The sequence below is a fragment of the Streptomyces solitudinis genome, from assembly GCF_036323765.1.
In the GTDB taxonomy this organism is placed as follows: Bacteria; Actinomycetota; Actinomycetes; order Streptomycetales; family Streptomycetaceae; genus Streptomyces.
This window is the reverse complement of sequence record NZ_JAZDCW010000001.1, coordinates 266,716-288,743: the sequence shown is the minus strand read 5'-3', so window position 1 is coordinate 288,743 and position 22,028 is coordinate 266,716. Positions and strand designations below refer to the sequence as shown.

At 73.0% G+C, this 22,028-nt stretch carries 7 protein-coding genes; all 7 read right to left on the bottom strand.

Going from position 1 to position 22,028, the window contains the following annotated elements; all coding sequences use genetic code 11:
• Positions 1-105: 105 nt before the first annotated feature.
• The 7 genes from V1J52_RS01070 to V1J52_RS01040 all read right to left on the bottom strand — a co-directional run bounded on the left by V1J52_RS01070 (position 106) and on the right by V1J52_RS01040 (position 21,754).
• Positions 106-1,311 carry an ROK family transcriptional regulator gene (locus tag V1J52_RS01070; protein ID WP_330137592.1) on the bottom strand — a complete coding sequence of 402 codons (1,206 nt, stop codon included), beginning with the start codon at positions 1,309-1,311 and terminating at the stop codon, positions 106-108.
• Positions 1,312-1,529: 218 nt separating this feature from the next.
• A complete protein-coding gene (locus V1J52_RS01065) occupies positions 1,530-2,477 on the bottom strand; it encodes a carbohydrate ABC transporter permease (protein ID WP_330137591.1) in 948 nt (315 codons plus the stop codon).
• 23 nt (positions 2,478-2,500) lie between these two features.
• The gene (locus V1J52_RS01060) at positions 2,501-3,430 is read right to left on the bottom strand and encodes a carbohydrate ABC transporter permease (RefSeq protein ID WP_330137590.1); all 930 of its coding nucleotides are present in this window, start codon (positions 3,428-3,430) and stop codon (positions 2,501-2,503) included.
• Between the two features lie 66 nt (positions 3,431-3,496).
• The gene (ngcE, locus tag V1J52_RS01055; RefSeq protein ID WP_330137589.1) at positions 3,497-4,918 is read right to left on the bottom strand and encodes an N-acetylglucosamine/diacetylchitobiose ABC transporter substrate-binding protein; all 1,422 of its coding nucleotides are present in this window, start codon (positions 4,916-4,918) and stop codon (positions 3,497-3,499) included.
• 576 nt (positions 4,919-5,494) lie between these two features.
• Positions 5,495-9,829 (bottom strand): type I polyketide synthase, encoded by a 4,335-nt coding sequence (locus V1J52_RS01050; RefSeq protein ID WP_330137588.1) that lies wholly within the window; start codon positions 9,827-9,829, stop codon positions 5,495-5,497.
• Positions 9,829-13,833 (bottom strand): SDR family NAD(P)-dependent oxidoreductase, encoded by a 4,005-nt coding sequence (locus tag V1J52_RS01045; protein ID WP_330137587.1) that lies wholly within the window; start codon positions 13,831-13,833, stop codon positions 9,829-9,831. Before V1J52_RS01045 ends, V1J52_RS01050 begins: the two co-directional genes overlap by 1 nt.
• A gap of 112 nt (positions 13,834-13,945) precedes the next feature.
• A complete protein-coding gene (locus V1J52_RS01040) occupies positions 13,946-21,754 on the bottom strand; it encodes a MupA/Atu3671 family FMN-dependent luciferase-like monooxygenase (protein ID WP_330137586.1) in 7,809 nt (2,602 codons plus the stop codon).
• Positions 21,755-22,028 lie beyond the last annotated feature (274 nt).

Below are 22,028 nucleotides of genomic sequence, written 5' to 3'. Positions count from 1 at the left end.
GCGCCCGGCCGTGGCCGGGTTCAGGTTGTGCGGTCGGCGGGCCGCCGGGGGCGGCCGGGGGGCGACCGGACGCCGGACGCCCCCCGGGCTGCGGAGGGCGTCGGTTCAGGCTGTGGCGGCGACCGCCTCCGGCACCGGCGCGGCCGGCTGGAGCAGCGGCGCGTCGCCCATCTCGTTGAGCACCAGGGCGAGCGCGCCCAGCACCTCCGCCCGGCCGCCCAGCGAGCCGGGCACCACCGAGAGCTGGCGGGCGGCGCTGGGGATGGCGTAGCGGGAGACCGAGTCCCGGATCGGGTCGAGCACCAGGTCACCGGCCTCGGCCAGATCCCCGCCGAGCACGACGCGGCTGGGATTGAGCAGGTTGCACAGGTTGGCGACACCGCTGCCGATGTGCCGCCCGATGTCGGCGATCACCCGGCGGCAGCCCGGGTCGCCCTCGCGGGCGAGCGCGACCACGCGCGGCATGGTCAGCTCCGCCCCGTGGCTCGGGGTCAGCAGCGGCAGCACGTACCGGGCGGCGGTGAGCGTCTCCAGGCAGCCGCGGTTGCCGCAGCGGCACACCGGCCCCGACTCGTCCAGCGTGATGTGCCCGATCTCGCCCGCCGTGCCGCCCGGACCCCGGTAGACCTGCCCGCGGATCACCAGGCCGGCTCCCACGCCGGAGGCGACCTTGATGTAGGCCAGGTCGCCCGCGCCCCGGCCGTTGCCCCACACCAGCTCGCCGAGCGCGCCGAGGTTGGCGTCGTTGTCGACGTGGACGGGCACCCCGAGCCGGCCGGCCAGCTCGTCGCGCGGATTGGTGCCCGCCCACCCCGGCAGGATGGCGGTGGAGCCGAGCACGCCGGTCTCCACGTCGATGGGGCCCGGCACGCCGAGGCCCACGCCGATCACCTTGCCGCTGGGGATGCCGGTGCTCGCCACCAGCCGCCCGATCAGCTGCTCGGCCCGTTCCAGGCCCTGCGCGGCGGAGGCGTCCACGTCGACGGGCTCGGCCTCCTCGGCGAGTACCTTGTGGGCGAGGTTGCCGACGGCCACCCGCAGGTGGGAGTGGCCGAAGTCCACGCCGACGACCACGCCCGCGTCCCCCGAGAGCGACACGCTGCGGGCCCGGCGGCCCCCGGCGGAGGTCGGCGTGACGTCGACGGTGCCGCTGTCCTTCAGTTCTCGGACGATGTTGGAGACCGTCGCCGCGGAGAGCCCGGTGGTCCGCGCGATCTCCGCCTGGGTCAGCGACCCCGCCATGCGGACGGCGCGCACGACGCGCTGTAGGTTGGCGCGGTGCAGCGAGGACTGCGACCCCGGTGTCTCCACTACTGATCCACTCCCGCCTGGACGGAGCGGCGCGCCGGCCGCCCCGTCGGCCGCGCCACAACAGTGGGACGACAGCCTGTTTCCAACATGTGAACTCTAAGGGGACCGCGAGGGGTTCTCCCCCGTCAAGCCCTTGAGCAAGGCGGGTACCGGGATGTGGCCCACCCGACGGCGGGCGCGGGACGGGCGCGGGACGCGGGCGGGGGCCTCTTGGGCCGTCACTTGAGGGTGGCGGCGGTGAGCCCGGACTGGATCTGGCGCTGGAAGGAGAGATACACGACCAGCACCGGCAGCATCGCCATGGTCATGCCCGCGTACAGGGCGGGAAGATCGCCCTCGTACCCCTGCTGCTGCATGATGTTGACCAGACCCTGCGCCAGCACGGAGCGGTCCGGGTCGGTGCCGCTGCGCTGCTGCATGAGCGTGACGGGCAGGATGTACTGGTTCCACTGCCCCAGGACGTTGAAGATCCCCACGCTCAGCAGGCCGGGCCGGGCCATCGGCAGCATCACCTGGAAGAACGCCCGGGTGTGCGAGGCCCCGTCGATCACGGCGGCCTCGTGGACGGCCGTGGGCAGGGTGCGGAAGAACGCGTGCAGGAAGAAGACGGTGAACGGCAGCGAGTAGGCGGTGTAGACCAGGATCAGGCCCTGGTAGGTGTTGAGCATGCCGAGCCGGTTGACCATGAAGTACAGCGGCACCAGGGCCAGGAACACCGGGAACATGGCACCGGCGACGAAGAAGTAGTAGAAGAACCGGTTGCCGCGGAACTCGTACCGCGCGAGGACGTAGGCGGCCATCGCGCCGAGCAGCATGGTGAGCGGGATGGAGAACACCATCACGATCACGGTGTTGAGCAGGTAGTCGCCGATGCCCTTGGCCCAGCCCCGGCCGAACGCGTCCCACGCCCAGTTCGAGGGGACGCTCCACGCGCTGGTGCCGATCTCGGCGTCCGTCTTGAAGGCACCCAGGACGATCCACACGAGAGGGAAGACGATCATCACGGCCCACAGCGCGAGGAAACCGTGCGAGAAGGCGTTCAGGGTCCGGCCCTCCGCCCCCGCCGGACGTCCGCCCGCCCCCGGGCGGTCCCCGTCCCGCGCCGCCGGGCGGCGCTGCGGGACGTCACTGCGGGCCTGCTCGGGGCCGGTCTTCGGTAGCGTCATGACGCCGTCTCCTTCGGGCTTCCTCAGTACTCGATCCGCTCGCGGCGGCCCGCCCGCAGCGTGATGACGGAGACCAGCAGCGTGAAGACGAGCATCACCACGCCGATGGCGCACGCGTATCCCGCGTTGCCGTAGATGTTGAAGTTGCGCATCAGGTAGGTGGCGAGCACCTCGCTGTTGTGGTCGGGGCCGCCCCCGTACTGCCCCGGCGTCAGCGTGGCGACCAGCACGAAGGCGTCCATGGCGAGGATGGCCAGGAAGACCCAGGCCGTCTGCACCGTGTCCCACAGCAGCGGCAGGGTGACCCGGGTGAACGTCTGCAGGCGGCCCGCCCCGTCGAGCAGGGCCGCCTCGAAGACGTCCCGGGGGATGGACTGCATGGCGGCGGAGAACAGCACCATGTAGAAGCCGACGCCCGACCAGACGAGCACGAAGATCAGGCACCAGCGCACCAGGTCGGGGTCGTTGAGCCATTCGACGGGGGCGGACGGGTCGGACAGGCCCAGCCGGATCAGCACCCCGTTCAGCAGCCCCGCCTCGTCGCTGCGGTACACCGCCTGGAAGAGGATGGCCAGGATGGCGATGGACAGCACCTGCGGGAAGAAGAACACCACCCGGTAGAACCGGGCGCCGCGCACGCCCTGCACCCCGCCGGCGCGCGAACGGCCGCCCACGTTGGTCATGAAGGCGAAGAACAGGGCGATGACGATCGTCAGCAGCGGCACGAACACCAGGAACTGGGCGTTCGTGCGCAGGGCCCTGAGGAAGACGGCGTCGTCCAGCAGGGCGCGGTAGTTGTCCAGGCCGACGAACTCGAAGGTCTGGGACTGGCCGCTCCAGTCGGTGAGCGAGTACCCGAAGGTCTGGACGTAGGGCCAGATCACGAAGACCAGGTACAGCACCACCGGCGCGAACAGAAACCCCGCGATGAACGGGTACTTGCCTTGCCGCATCTCCCCCTGCTCCCGTCGTGCCGCGCTCGGTGGTCGGTCGGACCGGACCGGCGTTGTGCCGCCTGGCTACTCCCGCTTGTTCTTCTTGCTGGCCGGGTCCTTGGCCGCCTTGTCCACGGCCCGCTGCGCGGCCGTCAGCCACGCGTCGGGCCGCATGCGCCCGGCCATCAGCTCGGAGGTCGCGTTGCGGATGGCCGTGTCCATCTCGCTGTACCACTCGGTGTACAGGTAGTCGAAGCGCTCCTCGGGCGGGCAGGCGTCCACGGCGGCGATGGCCGAGGTGATGCCGGGCCGCAGCGGCACGCTGGTGTCCACCGCCGACTGGACGATGGACAGCGAGCTGACCTCCTTGGCGAACGCCGTCGACCACTCCTTGGAGAGCATCTGCCGCAGGAACTCCAGCCCGCCCGGCTGGTTCCTGGCCTCGGCCGGGACGATGAAGGGCTCCCCCGCCCCGGCGCGCAGCGCGTGGAAGGGCAGGCTGCTGTCGGGGAGGACCGGAACGGGCAGGAAGGCCATGCCGAAGTCCTCAGGCGTGGCCTTGAGCTGCTCGTTCTCCAGCCAGGAGCCGCTGGGGATGAAGACGGCGTCGCCCTGGCTCCAGCGCGTCTGCGACTCGACGTGGTCCAGCCCGTTGGTGCCGGGCATCAGCAGGCCCTTGTCGACGATCTCGTAGACGGCCTCGACGGACCGCCGGGCCGCCTCACTGCCGGTGAACGCCTTCGGGTCGAGGTTGTCGATGGCCCGCATGGCGTCCAGGCCGCCCGTCTTGGCGATCAGGTCCATGATGACGACGTTCATGTAGTACGGGTGCTTGCCCTGGTGGGCGAGGCCGCCGATGCCCGCGTCCCTGGCGTCCTCCATGAGGGCGATGAAGTCGCTCCAGGTCTGCGGCGGGCTCCAGCCCCGGTCCTGGAAGAGCTTCTCGGAGTACCACAGCCCCCACACGGTGTAGACGTAGTTGAGGGCGTGCATCTTCCCGCCGAAGAAGCCCTTCTCGGCGGTGCCCGGGATGAGGATGTCGCGGACCTTCTTGTCCGGGTCGTCCGCCGAGGGCGCGTCGAGGAGCTGGGTGAGGTCGGTGAGCTGGCCCTGCCCGTGGAGCACGTCGAGCTTGATGGACTGCGCGCCGGAGTTGTCCACGACGTCCGGCGGGTTGCCCGCGTTGAAGCGCGGCTGGAGCTTCCCGGTGATCTCCTGGGTGCCCAGGTGGCTGATCTCCGCGTCCCACCGCTGCGCGTACAGCTTCTCCCACTGCCGGGCGTAGGCGTCACCGAAGCCGCCCTTGAAGATCACCACGTCGAGCGGGGAGCCGGGCGTGACACCGAAGGGGTTGTCCTCGCTGACCTCCCCCTTGGCGATCGTGTCCCCGCCACCGGTGCCGCCGCTGGCGCAGGCGGACAGGGCGGTCATGCCGGGAACGGTGATGAGGCCGAGTGCGGCGGCTCGCCGCAGGAGGTCACGGCGGTTCACGTCGGTGGGTCCCATGCTCAAGTCCTCGCCTTCTTACGGGACTCGTGCGGTGCCGGTCTCTCATGGCCGCGTTTCGGCGAAAGTCCTTGCACCGCAGGTCAGTTGGAGCTCGGGTGCCGACAGGTATAGTCCACTCGCCCCGAGCACGGCAAGATCGGGGACGGGGTTGCGCCATCCGTTCCCGAGTTGAGACCTCGGCATGCGGTGCGCCGCCGTCACGCGCGAAGGCGCCGCCCCCCTTGCCGGGTGACCGAGGGGCGGCGCCTTCGCTGGTGCGGCGCGGCCTTCGGCGGGGCGCTACTTGCGGATCAGCGAGCGCAGGACGTACTGCGACGTGCTCCGACTGCCGTTCTTGACCCCATTCACCGCCGCCGTTTGGTCTCACTCTCGACCAACCACACAAAACACCTGGTCAGAGGCGCGCCGAGGGATACAAACAGGCCCTGCGGGCATGGCAGCTCTGCTGCGGGCAGGCGAAGACCAGTCGTCCTGAGCGGAACCGACGCGTTCGGCCGACGAGTCGAGAGGCGGGCCATCGCTGGCCACCGCCCGCCAGATTGTGTTGCGCGCGATCCCCGGATGCGGGCCGCCTCACTCGATCAACTCCACCAGGTGTGCCGACAGTTCGGCGATCGTGGGGTAGTCGAAGCTGTAGGTCGGTGTGAGGCGGATGGCCAGGTCCTGACGGAGGCGGCTGCGCAGGCGCAGGCCGAGGAGGGAGTCCAGACCCAGCTCGATGAAGGGGGTTTCGGTGTCGAGGCCGCCGAGTTCCTCTCCTAGCAGGGTTGCGACGGCGCTGGACACGTAGTCGGTCATCCGGGCGGCACGCTGCCAGGGCCGGAGAGCGCGCAGGTCGGCGGCCACGGCGCCGGCGGCCGTCGGGACGGCGCCCTCGGCCGGCGGGCTGGTGAGTTGGCGGGCGAAGGCGACGGGATCAGCGTCGGCGTGCGGTACACGCAGGTGGGCGGCGAGCGTGGTGTCAGGTGTGGCGGCGAGCACGTGGTCGAGCACGGACATGCCCTGCTCGGGGCTGAGCTCGCCGAGACCCCGGCTGGTGCTCCTGGGCCGTTTCCCGAGGGCAGTGTGCATGCCGCCCCCGGACCAGGGGCCCCACTGGACCGAGGACGCCCGCTGCCCGCGCGCCCGGCGGCCTGCCGCGACGGCGTCCATCGCCGCGTTCGCGGCAGCGTAGGCGGCCTGGGCCGGGGCACCCAGCGTCGCGGTGATGGACGAGAAGCAGACGAAGAAGTCGAGGTCGAGCCGCTCCGTGAGCCGGTCCAGGTGACGGGTGCCGTCGAGCTTGGGGGCCAGCACCCGGGCCAGCGAATCGGGTGTGAGGTTGGCCAGGGTCGCGTCGTCGAGCACTCCGGCCGTGTGCACGACGCCGCGTACGGGCGGATAGGCGCTCGCCAGATAGGTGAACAAGGACTCGAGTTGCGCGGGTTCGGTGACGTCCACCTGGGCTCTCAGCAGATCGAGGCCGTCGGCGCGCAGCTCCTCAAGGATCGTCTCACCGGTACCGGCGCCGCCTGCTGTCCGGCCGAGCGCCACCAGGTGACGGGCACCCAGTTCGTACAACCGGCGCAGCACCCGGGCACCGAGCGCACCACCGCCGCCGGTGACCAGGTAAGTCGCGTCGGGGTCCAGACCCGACAGGGCGGGCTGCCCGGCGACCGGACTGAGCCGGGCGAGCAGCCGGACGCCGTCACGGTAGGCGACCTCCGGATCGACACCACCGACCAGGTCGGCCACCAGACCGGCGTCGAACGGGCCGCCGTCCGTGTCCACGCAGTGGATCGCGGTCTCGGTGAGTTCGGTGCGCGCGCTACGGGCCAGGCCCCACAGCGCCGCGTGTGCGGGGTCGGGGGCGGCATCGGTGGACTGGGCACGGGTGGTCAGCAGGACCAAGCGGCGCGGCGCTACGGTGGTGCCGTCCGCGTAGCCGCGCAGCAGGGCGGCTACGGTGGCGACGCAGTCGGGCAGGCCGGCCGGTGCCGGATCCACGGTCGCGTCGGGGACGCAGACGACCCCTGCAGCGAGGGTGCCGGGCGTCCCGCTCGGCGGTGCCTCGCCCGGTGCCCGCAGCTCGCAGGATCCCGCGTGTGTGCGGATCGCTTCCGCGAGGCGCACGGCGACCGGATTGCCGGGTGAGCCCAGCACGGTCCAGGACAGGTCCGAGGTGGTCTCGGTGAAGGGTCCCGGTGCCGGCTCCCAGACCGTGCGGCCGTGGAAGAGCGTCCCGTCGGTGATCGACGCGGCCTCGGGTGTCACGGTCCGCGCGGCCGGGCCCGGGTCGATCCAGTAGCGTTCGCGGATCCGGTGCGAGGTGGGGATGAGCACCCGTCGCCCGGAGCCGCGCGCACCGAACCGGGAGGTGTCGACCGGCGTGCCGAGGGCGTAGAGCCGGGCGGCCGCCTGCGTGAGCGCCTCGGCCGTACCCCTGCGGCGCTGCAGGGAGGAGACGAAGGCCGCGTCGGCTCCGGAGCTCCGCCCGTGGCCACTGAGCACGGCGGCGGGACCGATCTCCAGGAACAGACGGTGACCGTCGAGCAGCGACTCCAGTGCGTCCCCGAACCGTACGGTCTCGCGCACCTGGCGCACCCAGTACGCCGGATCGGCGGCGGACAGCCCCGCACCGCCGGCCATCGAGGAGACGAACGGCACCCTGGGCTCGCGGAACCGGACCCCGTCGACGGCGCGCCCGAACTCCTCGCGCATCGGGTCGACGGCACTGGTGTGGAACGCGTGCGTGGTACCAACGGCGGTGGTGACGGTCTCGGTACCGAGTTCGGCGGTGATCTTGGCGAGCGCGTCCGCGGGCCCGCCGACCACTACCGCGCGCTCGCCATTGACCACGGCGATCTCGGCGGGCACGGCGGTGCGGACGAGTACGTCGTGTACCCGCTCCTCGGTCTCCATGACGGACAGCAGCGAGCCGGCCGGGCAGAGCTCGTCCATCAGCCGGCCGCGCGCCGTCACCAGCCGCAGTGCGTCCGGCAGGCCGATGACCCCGGCCGCGCAGGCGGCTGCGTACTCGCCGAGGCTGTGCCCGAGCACGGCGGCGGGATGGACCCCGGCCGAAGTCCACACTCCGGTGAGCGCGTACTGGAAGCAGAACAACCCGAGCTGGGCCCAGCGTGCCTCGGTGTGCAGGGCTGGGGCATCGGTGCGCAACAGCTCCAGCAGCGCGGGGCCTGCCTCACCGAGTTCCTGCAGGCACTCGTCCAGTCCGGACCGGAAGGCCGGCACCCGCTGGTACAGGCTCCAGGCGGTCCCGGCGAGTGCGCCGCCCTGGCCGCTGTACAGGAAGACGGGCTGCTGGTCCACCGTCGGCGCGGCCCGGTCCGCCGTCACGTCGTGGCGCGCCAGGGTGCGCAACCGCTCCACCAGGGTGTCCGCATCGGGCGCGGCCACGGCGGCGCGGTGGGCGAAAGCGGGCCGGGCCGTCCGGGCGGTGACGCAGACGTCGGCCAGGTCCTGCTCGGTGGCGGCCAAGTGGTCGGCATAGGCCTCGGCCTGCTGACGCAGCCCTTCCGAGCTGCGTGCTGACAGGGTGAGCAGGTAGGGGCCGGCGTCCGTCCGCGCGGCGGGCCGCTCGGGCGCGGCGGCGAGCACCACGTGCGCGTTGGTGCCGCCGCCGCCGAACGAGCTGATCCCGGCCAGGCGTTCGGCCCGGTGCTGGATCCACGGGGTGTTCTCGGAGACCACGAAGAACGGTGAGCTCTCCAGCCGCAGCGCCGGGTTGGGAGAGGTGAAGTTCAGCGTGGCCGGGATCAGACCGTGCTCCAGCGCCATGGCCGCCTTCATCAGCCCGGGCAGGCCGGCCGCGGTGTCCAAGTGGCCGATGTTGGACTTCACCGATCCCAGGCCTGTCTCCCGCCCGGTCCCGGCACCGAACACCTGGGTGAGCGCACTGACTTCGATGGCATCGCCGAGCGAGGTGCCGGTGCCGTGCGCCTCCAGGTACCCGATGTCGTCCGGTGCGATCCCAGCCATCCGCTGCGCCGTGCGGACCACGTCGGCTTGGCCCTCGGCACTGGGGGCCAGGTAGCCGGCCCGGACAGCGCCGTCGTTGTTGACCGCGCTGCCCTTGATGACCGCACAGATCGGGTCGCCGTCGGCCAGCGCGTCCCGCAGGCGGCGCAGCAGCACGACGCCCGCGCCGCTGCCGCCCACGGTGCCGCGCGCCGCCGCGTCGAACGGGCGGCACACGCCGTCCGGGGACAGGAAACCGCCTTCCTCGTACACGTAGCCGCGGCGCAGCGGTACGTGCACCCCGGCCGCACCGGCGAGCGCCATGTCGCTCTCTTCGGTGAGCAGCGATTGGCAGGCCAGATGGAGCGCCACCAGGCCGGTGGAGCAGGCGCTCTGCACACCGATGCTGGGTCCGCGGAGGCCGAGGCGGTGCGAGACCCGGGTGCAGAGGTGGTCGCTCTGGGTGGCGATGAACGCCTGGAGCGGGGCGAGTTCGGTGAGCAGGCCGGAGCTGCGGGCCAGGTTCTCGCTGAAGTAGGAGCTGAGTCGGTTGCCCGCGTACAGGGCCATGCCCGCGCCGCCGAAGCAGCCGATCCTTGCGTCGCCGAGCCGTTGCGGGTCGTACCCAGCCCGTTCGAGGGCGTCCCAGACGCACTCGAGGAAGAGCCGGTGCTGGGGGTCGGTGATCCGCGCCTCGGCGGGCGGGATCCGGAACAGCCCGGGGTCGAAGTCCTCGGCGCCTTCCAGGTAGCCGGCGGACGGCACGTAGTCGGGGTGGCGCACCAGGTCGGGGTCGACGCCGGCGGCGAGGAGTTCGTCGGGGGTGAAGGTGCGGATCGAGGAGACCCCGCCGGTGAGGTTGGCCCAGAACTGCTCGGGCGTGTTCGCGCCCGGGAACCGGCAGGCCATGCCAATGATCGCGACGTCCCGTCCGGAAGCGGCGGTGCCCATCACACGGCCTCCGTTTCCAGGAGGACGGTGCCCGGCCGGCCGAACCGGCCGGAGCCGCGCCGCGGCGCGGCCGGTCCCGGTTGCCCGCCCCCGTCTCCCCCACCGCCCGCGCCGCGCAGGCGGTCCAGGTGCGCGGCGAGGGCGGCCACGGTCGGATGGGCGAAGAAGTCGGAGATCTCCACCCGGGTCCGCAGCTTCTCCTCGATCAGGTGCTGCACCCGGGGCAGCTGCAGGGAACGCGCGCCCAGGTCGAAGAACCCGTCGCCGTAGGGGACTTCGGGGACGGCGAGGACCTCCTGCCAGATACTGGCGAGAGTGGCGAGGGTCTCCTGGCCGGCGCCCTCGCGCGAGCCCGTGCCCGTCGGGTCGGCGACGGCCGCCACCGCGACCGGTCTGCCGCGCAGATCGTTGACGACGAGCTCGCCGGCGTGAGCGGGCAGCGGTACGCAGCGGACCTCGAGCCGGTCCAGCGGTGCGGTCGGCAGTTCGACGCGGGCCAGAATGAACGGGTTGGTCGGCACGAGGCCGATCACGGTGTGGCCGACGGGCAGCCGCACGGCGCTGTCGAAGGCGCGCAGCGCGGCCTCCACGGTGAGCACCCGGTAGCCGCGCGAGCGGACCAGTTCGTCGTCCTCGCTGCCCGCACTCATCCCGGTCGACTGCCAGCGGGACCAGGACAGCAGGTGCACCGGCACGCCCTGGGCGCCCAGCTGTGCGGCCCAGGCGTCGAGGAAGGCGTTGGCCGCGCCGTAGCCGGCCACCTGGGCGCCGCCGAAGATCGCGTTGACCGAGGAGAAGGCGACCACGGAGCCCTTCCGCTCGGCGATCAGCCGACCCAGCAGCAGGGCGGGTTCGACCTTGGCAGCGAGCACCTCGCGCAGCCGCTCCGGCGTCAGCTCGGCGACCGGGACGCCGTCCATCAGCCCGGCCAAGTGCACGGCACCGGCGACCGGCAGGTTCCAGGCTGCCTCGACCTCCGCGAGCGCGGCGCGCAGCCCGTCCTCGTCGCCGGAGTCGACAGCGAGGTAGCTGACCCGGCCGACCTGTCCCAGCTCGCGCAGACGCCGCTGGCGGGCGTCGAGTGCGCCCCGGTCGCCCTGCGGGGTGCCCGGCTCCGGCAGCGGGGTGCGGCCGAGCAGGACGAGCGAGCAGCCGGTGGTGGCGAGCAGATGACGGCAGACCTCGAAGCCGACGCCGCCGAGGCCACCGGTGACCAGGTAGGTCGCGTCCCGCCGGAAGAGTGCCGACGGCCCGTCCGTGACGGACTCGGGCTCGGGCTCGGGCTCGGGCTGGCCGGTGATCCACAGCTCGCGCCGCACCCCGCCCCGGTAGGAAACCACCGCGCCTGCCGCTTCGCCGAGCAGTTCACCGTCCGCAGCCCGCTCATCACCCGGTTCAGTGTCAATCAACCGCACCCGCAGCCAGGGCAGTTCGGCATCGAGACTGGGGGCCAGCCCCGCCAGTGGGCTCAGCGCGAGGTCCGGGATGTCATCGGCGGTGACCGCGCACAGGCCGGCGCCGAGCAGGGTGAGCCGGACCGGCCCGCGCGGCTCCAGTTCGTCCAGTGCGCGGACCACCAGCAGTACCTGCTCGATCACGGCGGCCTGGCGCTCGATCAAGGTGCGCGCGTCCTGCGGCCGCGGCTCGGCCGGGAAGGCAAGCACCACTTCGCCGGGCAGCCGGGTGCCGTCCGTGCCGTCGGCCAGGAACGCGCCGACCGCGCCGGTCGAGGGCGCAACGGTGACCAGTTGGGGGTCCATCTCCCGGTCGCCGTCCCAGACCCCGTAGGTGCAGCGGTGCCCGTGGGCGGTCAGCAGGGCACGCAGTCGTCTGCCGGTCGCGGCGTCCGCGCCCAGCACCACGGTCCGCGCGCCGTCGATGTCACGGATGCCGGGCGCGGTGGGACGGGCCGCTCGGACGCGCCACTCGGGGCGGGCCAGCCACACCCCGGCGGGTTCGGCCGCCGCGCCGCGCGCCAGCCGGTCATCGAACTCCCCCGCGTGCAGCCGTGCGGCGAGCACCGCACGGCGGATCTTGCCGATCGAGGTCTTGGGGATCTCCTCGGGCCGCACCTGGATGACGTGCCGGGGCGGGAAGCCGTAGTGCTCCAGCACCCGGCGGCGTACGTCTGCGCCCACCGCCTCCGCCTGCTGGCCGGCCCGCGGGCTGTAGAAGACGGCGATCTCGTCGCTGGCGGCGTTGTCGGGGCGGTAGCAGACCGCGGCGGTGAAGCTCTCCAGCACCCGGTCGGAGCGCTCGACCACGGCCTCCACCTCGGTCGAGGGAATACTGATGCCGTTGACCCGGATGACGTCCTTGGAGCGGCCGACGATGGTCAGCGCCCCGGCGGCAATGACGGCGCGGTCGCCGGTGCGGAACCAGCCGTCGGGTGCGAAGGAGTCAGCGTTGGCCTTGTCGTTGTTGTGGTAGCCGCGGGTGACCATGCTGCCGGTGACCTCCAGGTCGCCGGTCTCGCCCTCGACGGCGGGCGAGCCGTCGGCCCGGACGATGCGCACCGACAGGCCGGGGAACGGGCCGCCGACCGGCACGGGACCGAGCAGTGAGCCCGCCGTGCCAGAGAAGTCCTGGTCTGCGGTCACCACGGAGCAGGTCTCGGACATGCCCCAGGCGGGCTGCACGGTGTGGTCCCGCAGCCCGAACGGTGCGAGCACGGCGAGGAACTGGCGTACTTGCTCGGCGACAACCATCTCCCCCGCGTTGATGATGGACCGCACCCGGGACAGGTCCCAGTCACGGTCGGCCAGGTCCCCGGCGCGGGCTCCGATCAGCGAGAAGGCGAAGTTCGGCGCCCAGGTCAGGGTGGCCTGGTACTGGGTGAGCAGATCCAGCCAGCGCAGCGGGTCGCCCAGAACGGCGTCGGTGGGGACGTGCACGTCCTCGCAGCACAGGTAGACGTCGCGGACGTGGCACATCAGCAGGCCGACCACGTGGTCCAGCGGGAACCAGTTGACCGAGACGTCGTCGGCGCCGAGGCCGAGCGTGGCGCGGGCGGCGGCGGTCATCGAGAGGATCGCCGCGTGGGTCTGGGTGACCAGCTTGGGCATCCCGGTGCTGCCGGAGGTCAGCAGCATCACCGCGGTGTCGTCCGGCCGGATCCCTGCCGGGGCAGCGGGCCCGGCCTCGGTCAGCGCGTTCAGGCTGTGCAGCCGGGCGCGTTCGCGTACGGCCAGCGGCACGCTCGTCGGGTCGGAGGTGACGACCACGGGCTCCTGGAGCAGTTCCCACACGTACTGCAGCCGCTCCGCCGCCGAGGCGCCCGCCTCGGCGGTGACCGGGGCGCACGGGACAGCCACCGCGCCACTCAGCTGGCAGGCCCAGAAGGCAGTCAGGAACTCCTCGTTGTCGCCGGCCGGCAGCAGCACCGGATCGCCCGGACGCACCCCGGCCCCCTGCAGGCCCTTCGCCGCCCGTGCGGCGCGCTCGCGCAGCTCGCCATAGGTCAGCCGGACCGCCTCGCCCGTGCCCCGGGCGAACACCACGCCCGCGCTGCTGGCCGCGGCCCGTTCCAGTGCCTGTACGAGGGTGAGCGGCCCGTCCGGGTCGCTGATCCGCCGCCCGCCGCTGAGCAGTGCCGGGGGCGCCTCGCCGTCCTGACGCCCGGTCGCCGGGGCGGCGTCGTCCGGCCGGACCACCAGGCCGCTGGGCTGCGGTATACCGGCCCCCACGACCGCGGCCCGGGCCTGGGCGGCGCCGGCTTCCAGTGCGGCCCGTTCGGCCGCGCGCAGCGTGTCCTCGCCGAGTGCCGGCAGCTCGGCCAGCCGGCCCCGGTCCACGTGCCCCTCGCGGTCGCGGGGCAACGCGGTCAGCCGGACCAGGTGCGGGCCCAGCTCCGGCGGCACGCCGACGCAGGCGCGCCGCAGGGCGCGCAGGAGGTCGGCGTGGCCGGCCGGCCGTCCTGGGACCACGTAGGCGATGATCCCGGTCTCGGCCGGCCCAGCAGCCACCCACCAGTCGGTGATCCCCGGCAGCTCCCGGAGTGCCACACGGACTCGGTCCGCTGCCTGCTCGACGCCAGGGGATCCTGACTCCTGATTCATCGCTCTCCTACTTGCTGTTCGGCGGGACGTGCGGTGGCGGCGGGCGGCCCGCCCGTGGTCAGTGGGACCGCACCGAGCGGGCCAGGTCGCTGACGGTGGGCGCGTCGAAGAAGACATCCACGGGGAGGTCGACCGCGAACCGGGTGCGGATCTTCGCCAGGATCTGGACCGCGGAGATGGAGTCGCCGCCCTCCTCGAAGAAGTCCGACTCGGCGGTGAGTCCGGTCCGGCCCAGGACCTGGGACCAGATCCCGATCAGCTCCGGGACGATGCCGGGGTCCCGCGTGGTGGGGGCAGCGGCAGCCTGATCCGGCGTACCGGACCGCGGAGCCGACTCGTCGGTACGCGGAGCCGACTCGTCGGCCAGCGGAGTCGGTGACTGGTACGCGCGGGCACCTTCGCGCTCCGGCGGAACCGGTTCGTCCCACCGCACGGCGCGGCCGCCGGCCGCCGCGGCGAGCAGGGCCGCCCAGTCCGACAAGTCCGCCATGCCGCGCGGAAGCAGCTGCCCGTCCTCGGCTTCGTCGCCGTGCAAGGCGACCGACGCGGCGACCGCGCCGGCCAGCTGACGGTGCGTCACCGACAGGCCAGGCCCCAGTCGCAGCGCCACGGCGTGATCGTCGAGCACCGGCAGCCCGGGCACCGGCCCGGCGTCCCAGGCGTGGACCTCCACCAGGGTTACGCCGTCGAGACCCGGCACCCGCCCCCGGTCGGCGACGGCCACGGTCGGCCGCCCGGCCGTCGCGACGCCGTCGGTGCCCAGCGGGACCCAGCAGCCGCCGGACCACAGGATGCCGAGCACTCCCACCAGCAGCGCGGACCCCGGTTCCACCGCGAGCCCGACCGGATCGCCGGCGCCGACCCCGGCCTCGACCAGCCGTGCCGCCAGCCGCCGGGCCCGCTCGACCGCCATGGCGAGCGTCAGCGCAACCGTCTCGCCGCACACCGGCACGGCCCGCGGCCGCCGCTCGGCGTGCCGCGCCACCAGGTCCGTGGCGCGCTCGGCCTCGGCCGCGGGCGCACCCACCGCGGCGCGCAGCAGCACGTCGAACCGGACGTTCAGTGCCCGGACCTCGTCCTCACTGACCGCCTCGGTGTTGTAGTCCCAGGAGATGCGGTGGCCGCTGTCGAAGTGCGTGATGTTCAGCCCCAGGTCGAACCGGACCGCGGGGGCCCCGCTCTCCAGGTGCCGCACCGTGAGCCCGGCCAGCTCCGGCAGGTGCGGCTTGTCCCAGCTGAACACGGCCGAGAGGATCGCCGGCTGGCCCCAGGTCGCGGGCTTCGGCAGGTCACGCATGATCTCGGCCAGCGTGCAGGCCTCGTGGTCGAAGGCGTCGAGCAGGACGCCGCGGATCCGGCGCAGGTGGGCGGGGAAGTCCTCCGCCGGGTCGCGGAGCGAACGGATGGGCAGCACGTTGGCGCAGTAGGCGACCAGGTCCTTGCCCGGGCCCTCGGCAGGGCGGCGCGCGGTGGGCACGCCGACCACCACGTCGTCCTGGCCGGCGATCTCGTGCAGCAGCGCCGTGTAGGCGGCCAGCACCACCATGAACGGGCTGGCTCCGTGCTGGGAGCCGAACTTCTGCACCCGGCGCAGCAGGTCCGGGTCGAAGTCGACGTTCAGCCGGGCACCCGCGTGCCCGGTCACCCGCTTGCCGACGGTGCGGCCTCGGCCGGGCAGGGCGAGCGGCTCGGGCAGCGGGTCGAAGATGCCGCGCCAGTACGCCAGGTCGGCCTCGGTGGCGGGCCGGCCCTCGGGCCCGAGCAGGTAGTCGGCGAGCCGGGGTGCCGGGGCGAGCGGCTCGCCGGCGCCGATCTCGTAAGCGTAGAGCCGGCCCAGTTCGTCCAGCAGCACGTTCTCCGCGCTGCCGTCGACGGCCACATGGTGCGCGGTCAGGCAGAGCAGGTGCTCGCGAGGCCCCACGGTGAGGAGCGTGCCCCGCAGCAGCGGTCCACGGGCCAGGTCGAACGGGCGGGCGGCCTCCTCCTCCAGCAGCGCCGTGAGCTCACGGGCGCGCGCGTCCTCGTCCAGACCGGACAGGTCGGCCAGCTCGAGATCAGCGTCCACATCCGTCCGTACGGTCTGGGTGGCGCCGTCGTCGCTGAAGGCCACCCGCAGCGCCTCGTGCCGGTCCACCAGCGTCCGGAACGCGGCGCGCACCGCCCGGGTATCCAACTCTCCGCTCAGGCTGAGCAGTCGGCGCAGGTTGTACGCACTGTTGGTCTCGGCGCCGAACTGTGCGGCGGCCCAGACCAGGCGCTGGTTGGGGGTACTGGGCAGCGCGGCGGACTGCGGCGGACCGCTCTGCGGTGCGGCCCGGCGCTCTGGCTGGGTGAGGACGACCGACGGGCGGGCCGCCCCGGCGTCGCGGGCAGGGGCGTCGGCCACCGTCCGGCGCAGCCGGTCGAGCGCCCCGAATCCTTCGCGCGCCAGGTCCGGCTGCACGCCGAAGTCCACGAAGCAGGCGATCTCGTCCACCCCGGCGTCGGCGAGCTCCTCCACGGTCGCCCGGCAGCCGTCGATGCCGCCGATCAGCGAGCGGTGACGCAGGTACTTGTCCTGGGCCGAGCGGATCAGGAACTCCCGGTCGGACTCGGCCAGCCGGTCCGGGTCGATCCGCCGCTCGGCGGGCGACATCCGGTTGGTCAGGTCGAGCGCCGCGGCCAGGTAGTGCGCCAGCGGGTCGGCGGACGCGGCCCGCACCTTCTCCTCGTCCTCGCCGACCAGGGTGTGCACGAGGACCGTGATCCGGCCCGCGTCGTGGCCGGCCCGGGCCCGGGCCTCCCGGTAGGCGGCGATCTTGGTCTTGAGCTCGGCGATGTCCTGAGTGAGCAGGTTGGTCAGCACCCCCAGGCCCGCCTCGCCGGCTGCGCCGAACGCCTCAGCGGTGCCCAACGTGGTGAGCCACAACGGAAGTTCCGGCTGTACGGGACGCGGATACGTGAGGACCTTGTGGGTCCCCTCGCCCGCGGGGAACTCCAGTTCCTCGCCGCGCCACAGCCGACGGACCTGGTCGATCCGCTTCATGGTGACTTCGCGGCGGTCGGCGAAGGAGCCGGGCGCCAGTACGAAGTCGCGGTCGTTCCAGCCGGAGGCGACGGCGATGCCGACCCGCCCTTGGGAGAGCCGGTCCACCACGGCCCACTCCTCGGCGATCCTGGCCGGGTGGTGCAGCGGACCCACCACGCTGCCTGCGCGCAGCTTGACCCGGCCGGTGCGCTGGGCAAGCGTCGCGGCGAGCACGGCGGGGTTGGGCGACAGGCCGCCGAAGGGGTGGAAGTGCCGCTCGGGCAGCCAGATCGCGTCGAAACCGTGCTGGTCGGCGAAGTCGGCGCCGTCCATCAGCAGCCGGTAGTGCGCGTCGATGTCGATCATGTCGCTGTCGCCGAAGTAGGACAGGCTCAGCTGCGGGGCACGGCGCGCGGCCGGGACGGCCGGGGTCTGCGGGCGTTCGGGTTCACGTACCGTCAGCACCGGTACGGCCGGCGCTGACGGTGGTACCGGGCGCCGGGGCGCGGCCTCGGGCTCACGGACCGCTGGCGCCGGACCGGACGATCCTTCGGCGCGCTGCCACAGGCCGGCCTCCCTCATCTCGGCGGCCGCGTCCAAGGCGGCGTGCACCACCTGGCCGACGTCCTCGTCGGTGTGCGCCGTGGACAGGAACGAGGCTCCGGTCTCGGCCACGTACACGCCGCGCAGCGCCAGGTTGGCGCGGAACAGGTCCATCTCGACCGGCTGGTGGACGAAGCTGAAGTTGGCGTTCTGCGCGAACCGGAAGAAGGAGCCCGTGTTGGCCGCACCGAGCGGCACACCCAGCTCGGCGAAACCTGCGTTCAGCCGTTCGGTCATCGCGTCGGAGCGCTCGTTGAGCTCCTTGTACAGCTGCGGTCCGTTGTCCCGCAGGTGCCCGAGCACCGCGCGGGAGGCCGCCAGGGCGAGCGGGTGGTTGGCGTACGTGCCGGCGGTGAAGGTGAGTGCGGTCTCGCCCGGGATCGTCCACTCGCCCACCCAGGACCCGCCGTCGACCAGGTCGAGGAAGTCGCGGCGGCCCGCGACGGCGGCCATCGGCAGGCCGGCCGCCAGCGTCTTGCCGTAGGTCACCAGGTCCGCCTGGATGTCGAACAGCTCCTGGCAGCCGCCGGCCCCGACCCGGAAGCCGGTGAGGACCTCGTCGAAGACCAGCGCGATGCCCTCCTCGCGGGTGAGCGCGCGCAGTCGGCGCAGAAAGTCCACCGGGTGCAGGCCCGGGTTGCCGTTCTGCACCGGCTCGACCACGACGGCCGCGAGTTCCTCGGCCAGCTCGGCGATGGTGGTCAGCGAGCTCTCCCGGTCCAGCGGCAGCACGATGACGTCTTCCACCATCGACTGTGGGACACCGATGACCATCGGGTCCGCGCCACGGGCCGGGTGGTCGAGGCGGGGTGAGACCAGGGTCCCGTCGAAGTGGCCGTGGTAGGCCTTGGCGAACAGTACGATCTTGGACCGGCCGGTGGCGGCGCGGGCCAGGCGGATCGCGGTCATCACGGCCTCGGTGCCGGAGGCGCAGAACAGCATCCGCTCGGCGCCGGTCAACTCACCGACCAGCCCGGCCACCTCGCCGGCCAGTCGGCTGGCGCTGCCCAGTTGCATGCCCCCGCGCACCTGCTCGGCCAGAGCCGCGACCACCGGCTCGGGGCTGTGACCGAGCAGGTGGGCGCCGAAGCCCATGGAGAGGTCTGTGTACTCGTGGCCGTCGGCATCCCAGAAGCGGGAGCCGGCCGACCGGTCGCCGCACAGCGGGTAGCGGATCGCGCGTACCTCCGGGCGGGTCGCCGGGGCGTAACGCCGGTTGTTGGCCAGGCGGTCCTGGTTGCGCAGCGCGTACTCGCGGGAGGCGGCGGTGCGGGCCTGGTAGCGGGTGATGACGTCGGCGAGGTACGCCTCACGGCGGGCGGCCGGCGGGAGGGCGGGTGCTGCGACCGCGGACGCTGCGGCACGTTGTCCGGGAACGGGGCTCGTGGCTGAAACAGTTCGGGCACGCAGCTCGGTGAGCTCGGCGGTCAGCGTTCGGACCTGCGCCTGCAGTGCCTCAAGGGCGTCACCGACGGGACCGGACGCCGCGGACGCGGCGGCTGGCGCAGGGGCGTGGACCGGAGCCGGGGCAGGGGCGTGGACCGGAGCCGGGGCAGGGGTGGCGACCGAGGACGCGACGGGAACCGGAGCCGGGACGGCGGCCGGGGACGGCTCGGCAGTCGGCGTGGGCGCGCCCTCGGGCGCTGGCGCGCTCGCAGCCGACGCGCCGATCGCGCCCGCGACATGACGGGCGATCTCTTCGATGGTCAGCAGGTCCTCGAAGAGTTCACGCACCGTCAGTGCGACGTCGAACCGGTCCGCGACCCGCTGGACGATCCGTGCGAAGACCAGCGAGTCGGCGCCAAGCTCCAGCAGCGGCGCCCGCTCGGAGACCTCCGGTTCTGCCATGCCCAGCATGTGCGCGAGTTCACTGCGCAGGAACGCTCCAACGTCGGCCATGCCGCCATCCCATTCATCGTCAGGTTGATCGTCCGCGTGTGCTGTGCTGGGTAGGAGCTGCGGGTCCGGGATACCGGACAGCCACAGCCGGTTGCGCCGGAACGGGTGGCCGGGGAGCCTGACCGAGCGCACCCCGGGCAGCACGCGCCGCCACTCGACGGCCCGCCCGTGTACGAACAGCTCGCCGAGCCCGGCCAGCACACCGGCCCGCGAGCTGTCCTCGACGCCGGTCAGTGCCGTCGCCACCGCCGTTCCGGGAGCGGCCGACGCGAGGGCGCGCCCGGCCAGTCCGGCTTCGCCGCCGGCCTGCAGCAGGATGCAAGGGGTCCGTGCCGCGAGTGCCGCGGCCTCGCGCAGGACTGGGTGCGAGCCGTCGCCGCCGCGGGCGATCACGATGTCGGCCGAAGCGGGAGTCGGCCGTCCCGCCGGACCGCCCGCGCCCGCCTCTCCCGTGACCGCCGACACGGCCTGAGGCAACGAGAGTTCGCCTGCCAGACAGCGCGCCACGGTGGCGGTGCCGGGCTCGGCGATCAGCACGTCGGGCGTAAGACCCCAGGCCCGCCACATCTGGCCGGCCGCGTACCGGCTCGCGAAGGCCGCCAGGTCGCCCGCCACGCCGCCGAGGACGGCCGCGGGTTCCACCCCCGCCGCCTCGGCCACCGCGTCGACGGCCTGCCGGAACACCTCGACGTCGCGGTACGTCCGCGTCGGCAGGCCAGTCGGTCCGCCGTCGGGCAGGAGCACCACTACCGGACCCTGTGCCGGACGCGCGCCCAGCTCGCCGACGCGCACGCCGGGGGCCGCGCCGGTGCTCCCGTACTGAAGCAACAGCTCGCGGGCGGCGCCGGCGTCGGGTGCGACGAACGCGAGCCGGGTGCGGAATGCTGACCGGCCCACGGCCAGGGCGGCGCACATCTCGTCGAGCGGCGCGTCCGTCTCCTGCCACGCCTGCGCACACTCCAGCGCCGTCGTTCGCAGCGCCTCCTCGTCCTTCGCCGAGAGCAGCACCAGGCCGGGTCCCTGCGGCACCGGTGTGGCCTCCGGTCGTACCGGGGGTTCGGTGACCACCACGTGGCAGTTGGTGCCACTCAGCCCGAAGGCGCTCACGCCGGCGGCGCGCGGGCCGGGCCCGGCCGCCCAGCGGCCGTGCGTCGTCTGCACCCGCAGGCTGCTCCGCTCCCAGTCGATGTGCGGGTTGGGTGTGCGGTGGTGCAGCGTCGCGGGGATCTCACCGCGCTCCACCACCAGCAGGGCCTTGAGCAGCGAGAGGATGCCGGCTGCGGACTCCAGGTGGCCGAAGTTGGTCTTCACCGAGCCGATCACCAGCGGCTGGTCGGCCGGCCGGCCCTCGCCGTAGGCCGCCGTGAGGGCCTCGGCCTCGATCGGGTCTCCCAGGGAGGTCCCGGTGCCGTGCGCCTCCACGTAGCCGACTTCGGCCGGGGCGAGCCGTCCCATTCGCAGGGCGCTGCGGATGACCGCCTGCTGGGCCCGGCCGTTGGGGGCGGTGAGCCCGCTGCTCGGCCCGTCGTGGTTGACCGCCGAGCCACGCAGCACGCCGAGGATCGGGTCGCCGTCGCGCTGCGCGTCCTCAAGGCGCTTGAGCACGACCGCGCCGGCGCCCTCGCCGAGCACGAAACCGTCGGCCTCGGCGTCGAAGGCGCGGCATACCCCGGTGGGTGACAGTGCGTTGGTCAGGCCGCGGGTGACGATGTTCCACGGCGTACGGACCAGGTGGCTGCCTGCCGCCAGTGCCACCTCGCTCTCGCCCGTACGCAGCGACTGCGCGGCCGTGTGGACGGCGACCAGCGAGGAAGAACAGGTGGTGTCCAGCGTGAGGGCGGGACCGTGGGACCGCAGCAGGTAAGCGATCCGGCCGGCCGCCATGGCGCGGTTGACGCCGAGCAGGGAATAGGCGTCGAGCTGGTCTAACCGCGCGGGTGCGGTGGCGAGCTGGGCGTAGTCGTCGCCGCCGATGCCGACAAAGACGCCGGTCGCGCTGCGGGCGAGTGCGTCGGCCGCGAGGTTGGCGTGCTCCAGGGCCCGCCAGCAGATCTCCAGCAGGATGCGCTGCTGCGGGTCCATGCTGGCCGCTTCCTTGGGGGAGATGCCGAAGAAGCCGGCGTCGAACCCGTAGACGTCGCCGAGGAAGGCCCCGCGCACGGGCCGGGCCGGCTGGGCGTGGTCGGCTCCGGCCAGGGCCGCGGTCTCGCGGTGCCAGGGGGCGTCAGGCAGGTCGGTCACGGCATCCACACCATCGCGCAGGGCGCGCCAGAGGGCGTCGAGGCTCTCGATGCCGCCGGGCAGCCGGCAGGAGGCGCCGATCACGGCAACCGGTACCGCCGGACCATCGGGTCTCATCGCGCTCACAGAATTCCAATGGGAAGCAGGGCATTCTTGGACAATGAATGGTGCGGCATTGCTGGAAATCACCGGGGCCGCCCTTGTTGTCGTAATACGACGGCCTGCCGAATGCGGCTCAAAAGGCCCTCGCGACCTCCCCGGCGCTCCACCTACGTCACCCGGGGAAGGTGCTGGACCACGAGCAACCCGAGGTTAAGTCACCTTGTTTCAGGGGTCAAGATCTCCCCGGCCCCACTCCATCCCCCTCCAGCAAGGACCACTCAGAACCCCC

What these genes read in the sequence shown, in the direction of transcription:
- V1J52_RS01050 (WP_330137588.1), bottom strand. Translation starts at nt 9,829, where the DNA reads ATGGGCACCGCCGCTTCCGGACGGGACGTCGCGATCATTGGCATGGCC.
- V1J52_RS01040 (WP_330137586.1), bottom strand. Translation starts at nt 21,754, where the DNA reads ATGAGACCCGATGGTCCGGCGGTACCGGTTGCCGTGATCGGCGCCTCC.
- V1J52_RS01060 (WP_330137590.1), bottom strand. Translation starts at nt 3,430, where the DNA reads ATGCGGCAAGGCAAGTACCCGTTCATCGCGGGGTTTCTGTTCGCGCCG.
- ngcE (WP_330137589.1), bottom strand. Translation starts at nt 4,918, where the DNA reads ATGGGACCCACCGACGTGAACCGCCGTGACCTCCTGCGGCGAGCCGCC.
- V1J52_RS01065 (WP_330137591.1), bottom strand. Translation starts at nt 2,477, where the DNA reads ATGACGCTACCGAAGACCGGCCCCGAGCAGGCCCGCAGTGACGTCCCG.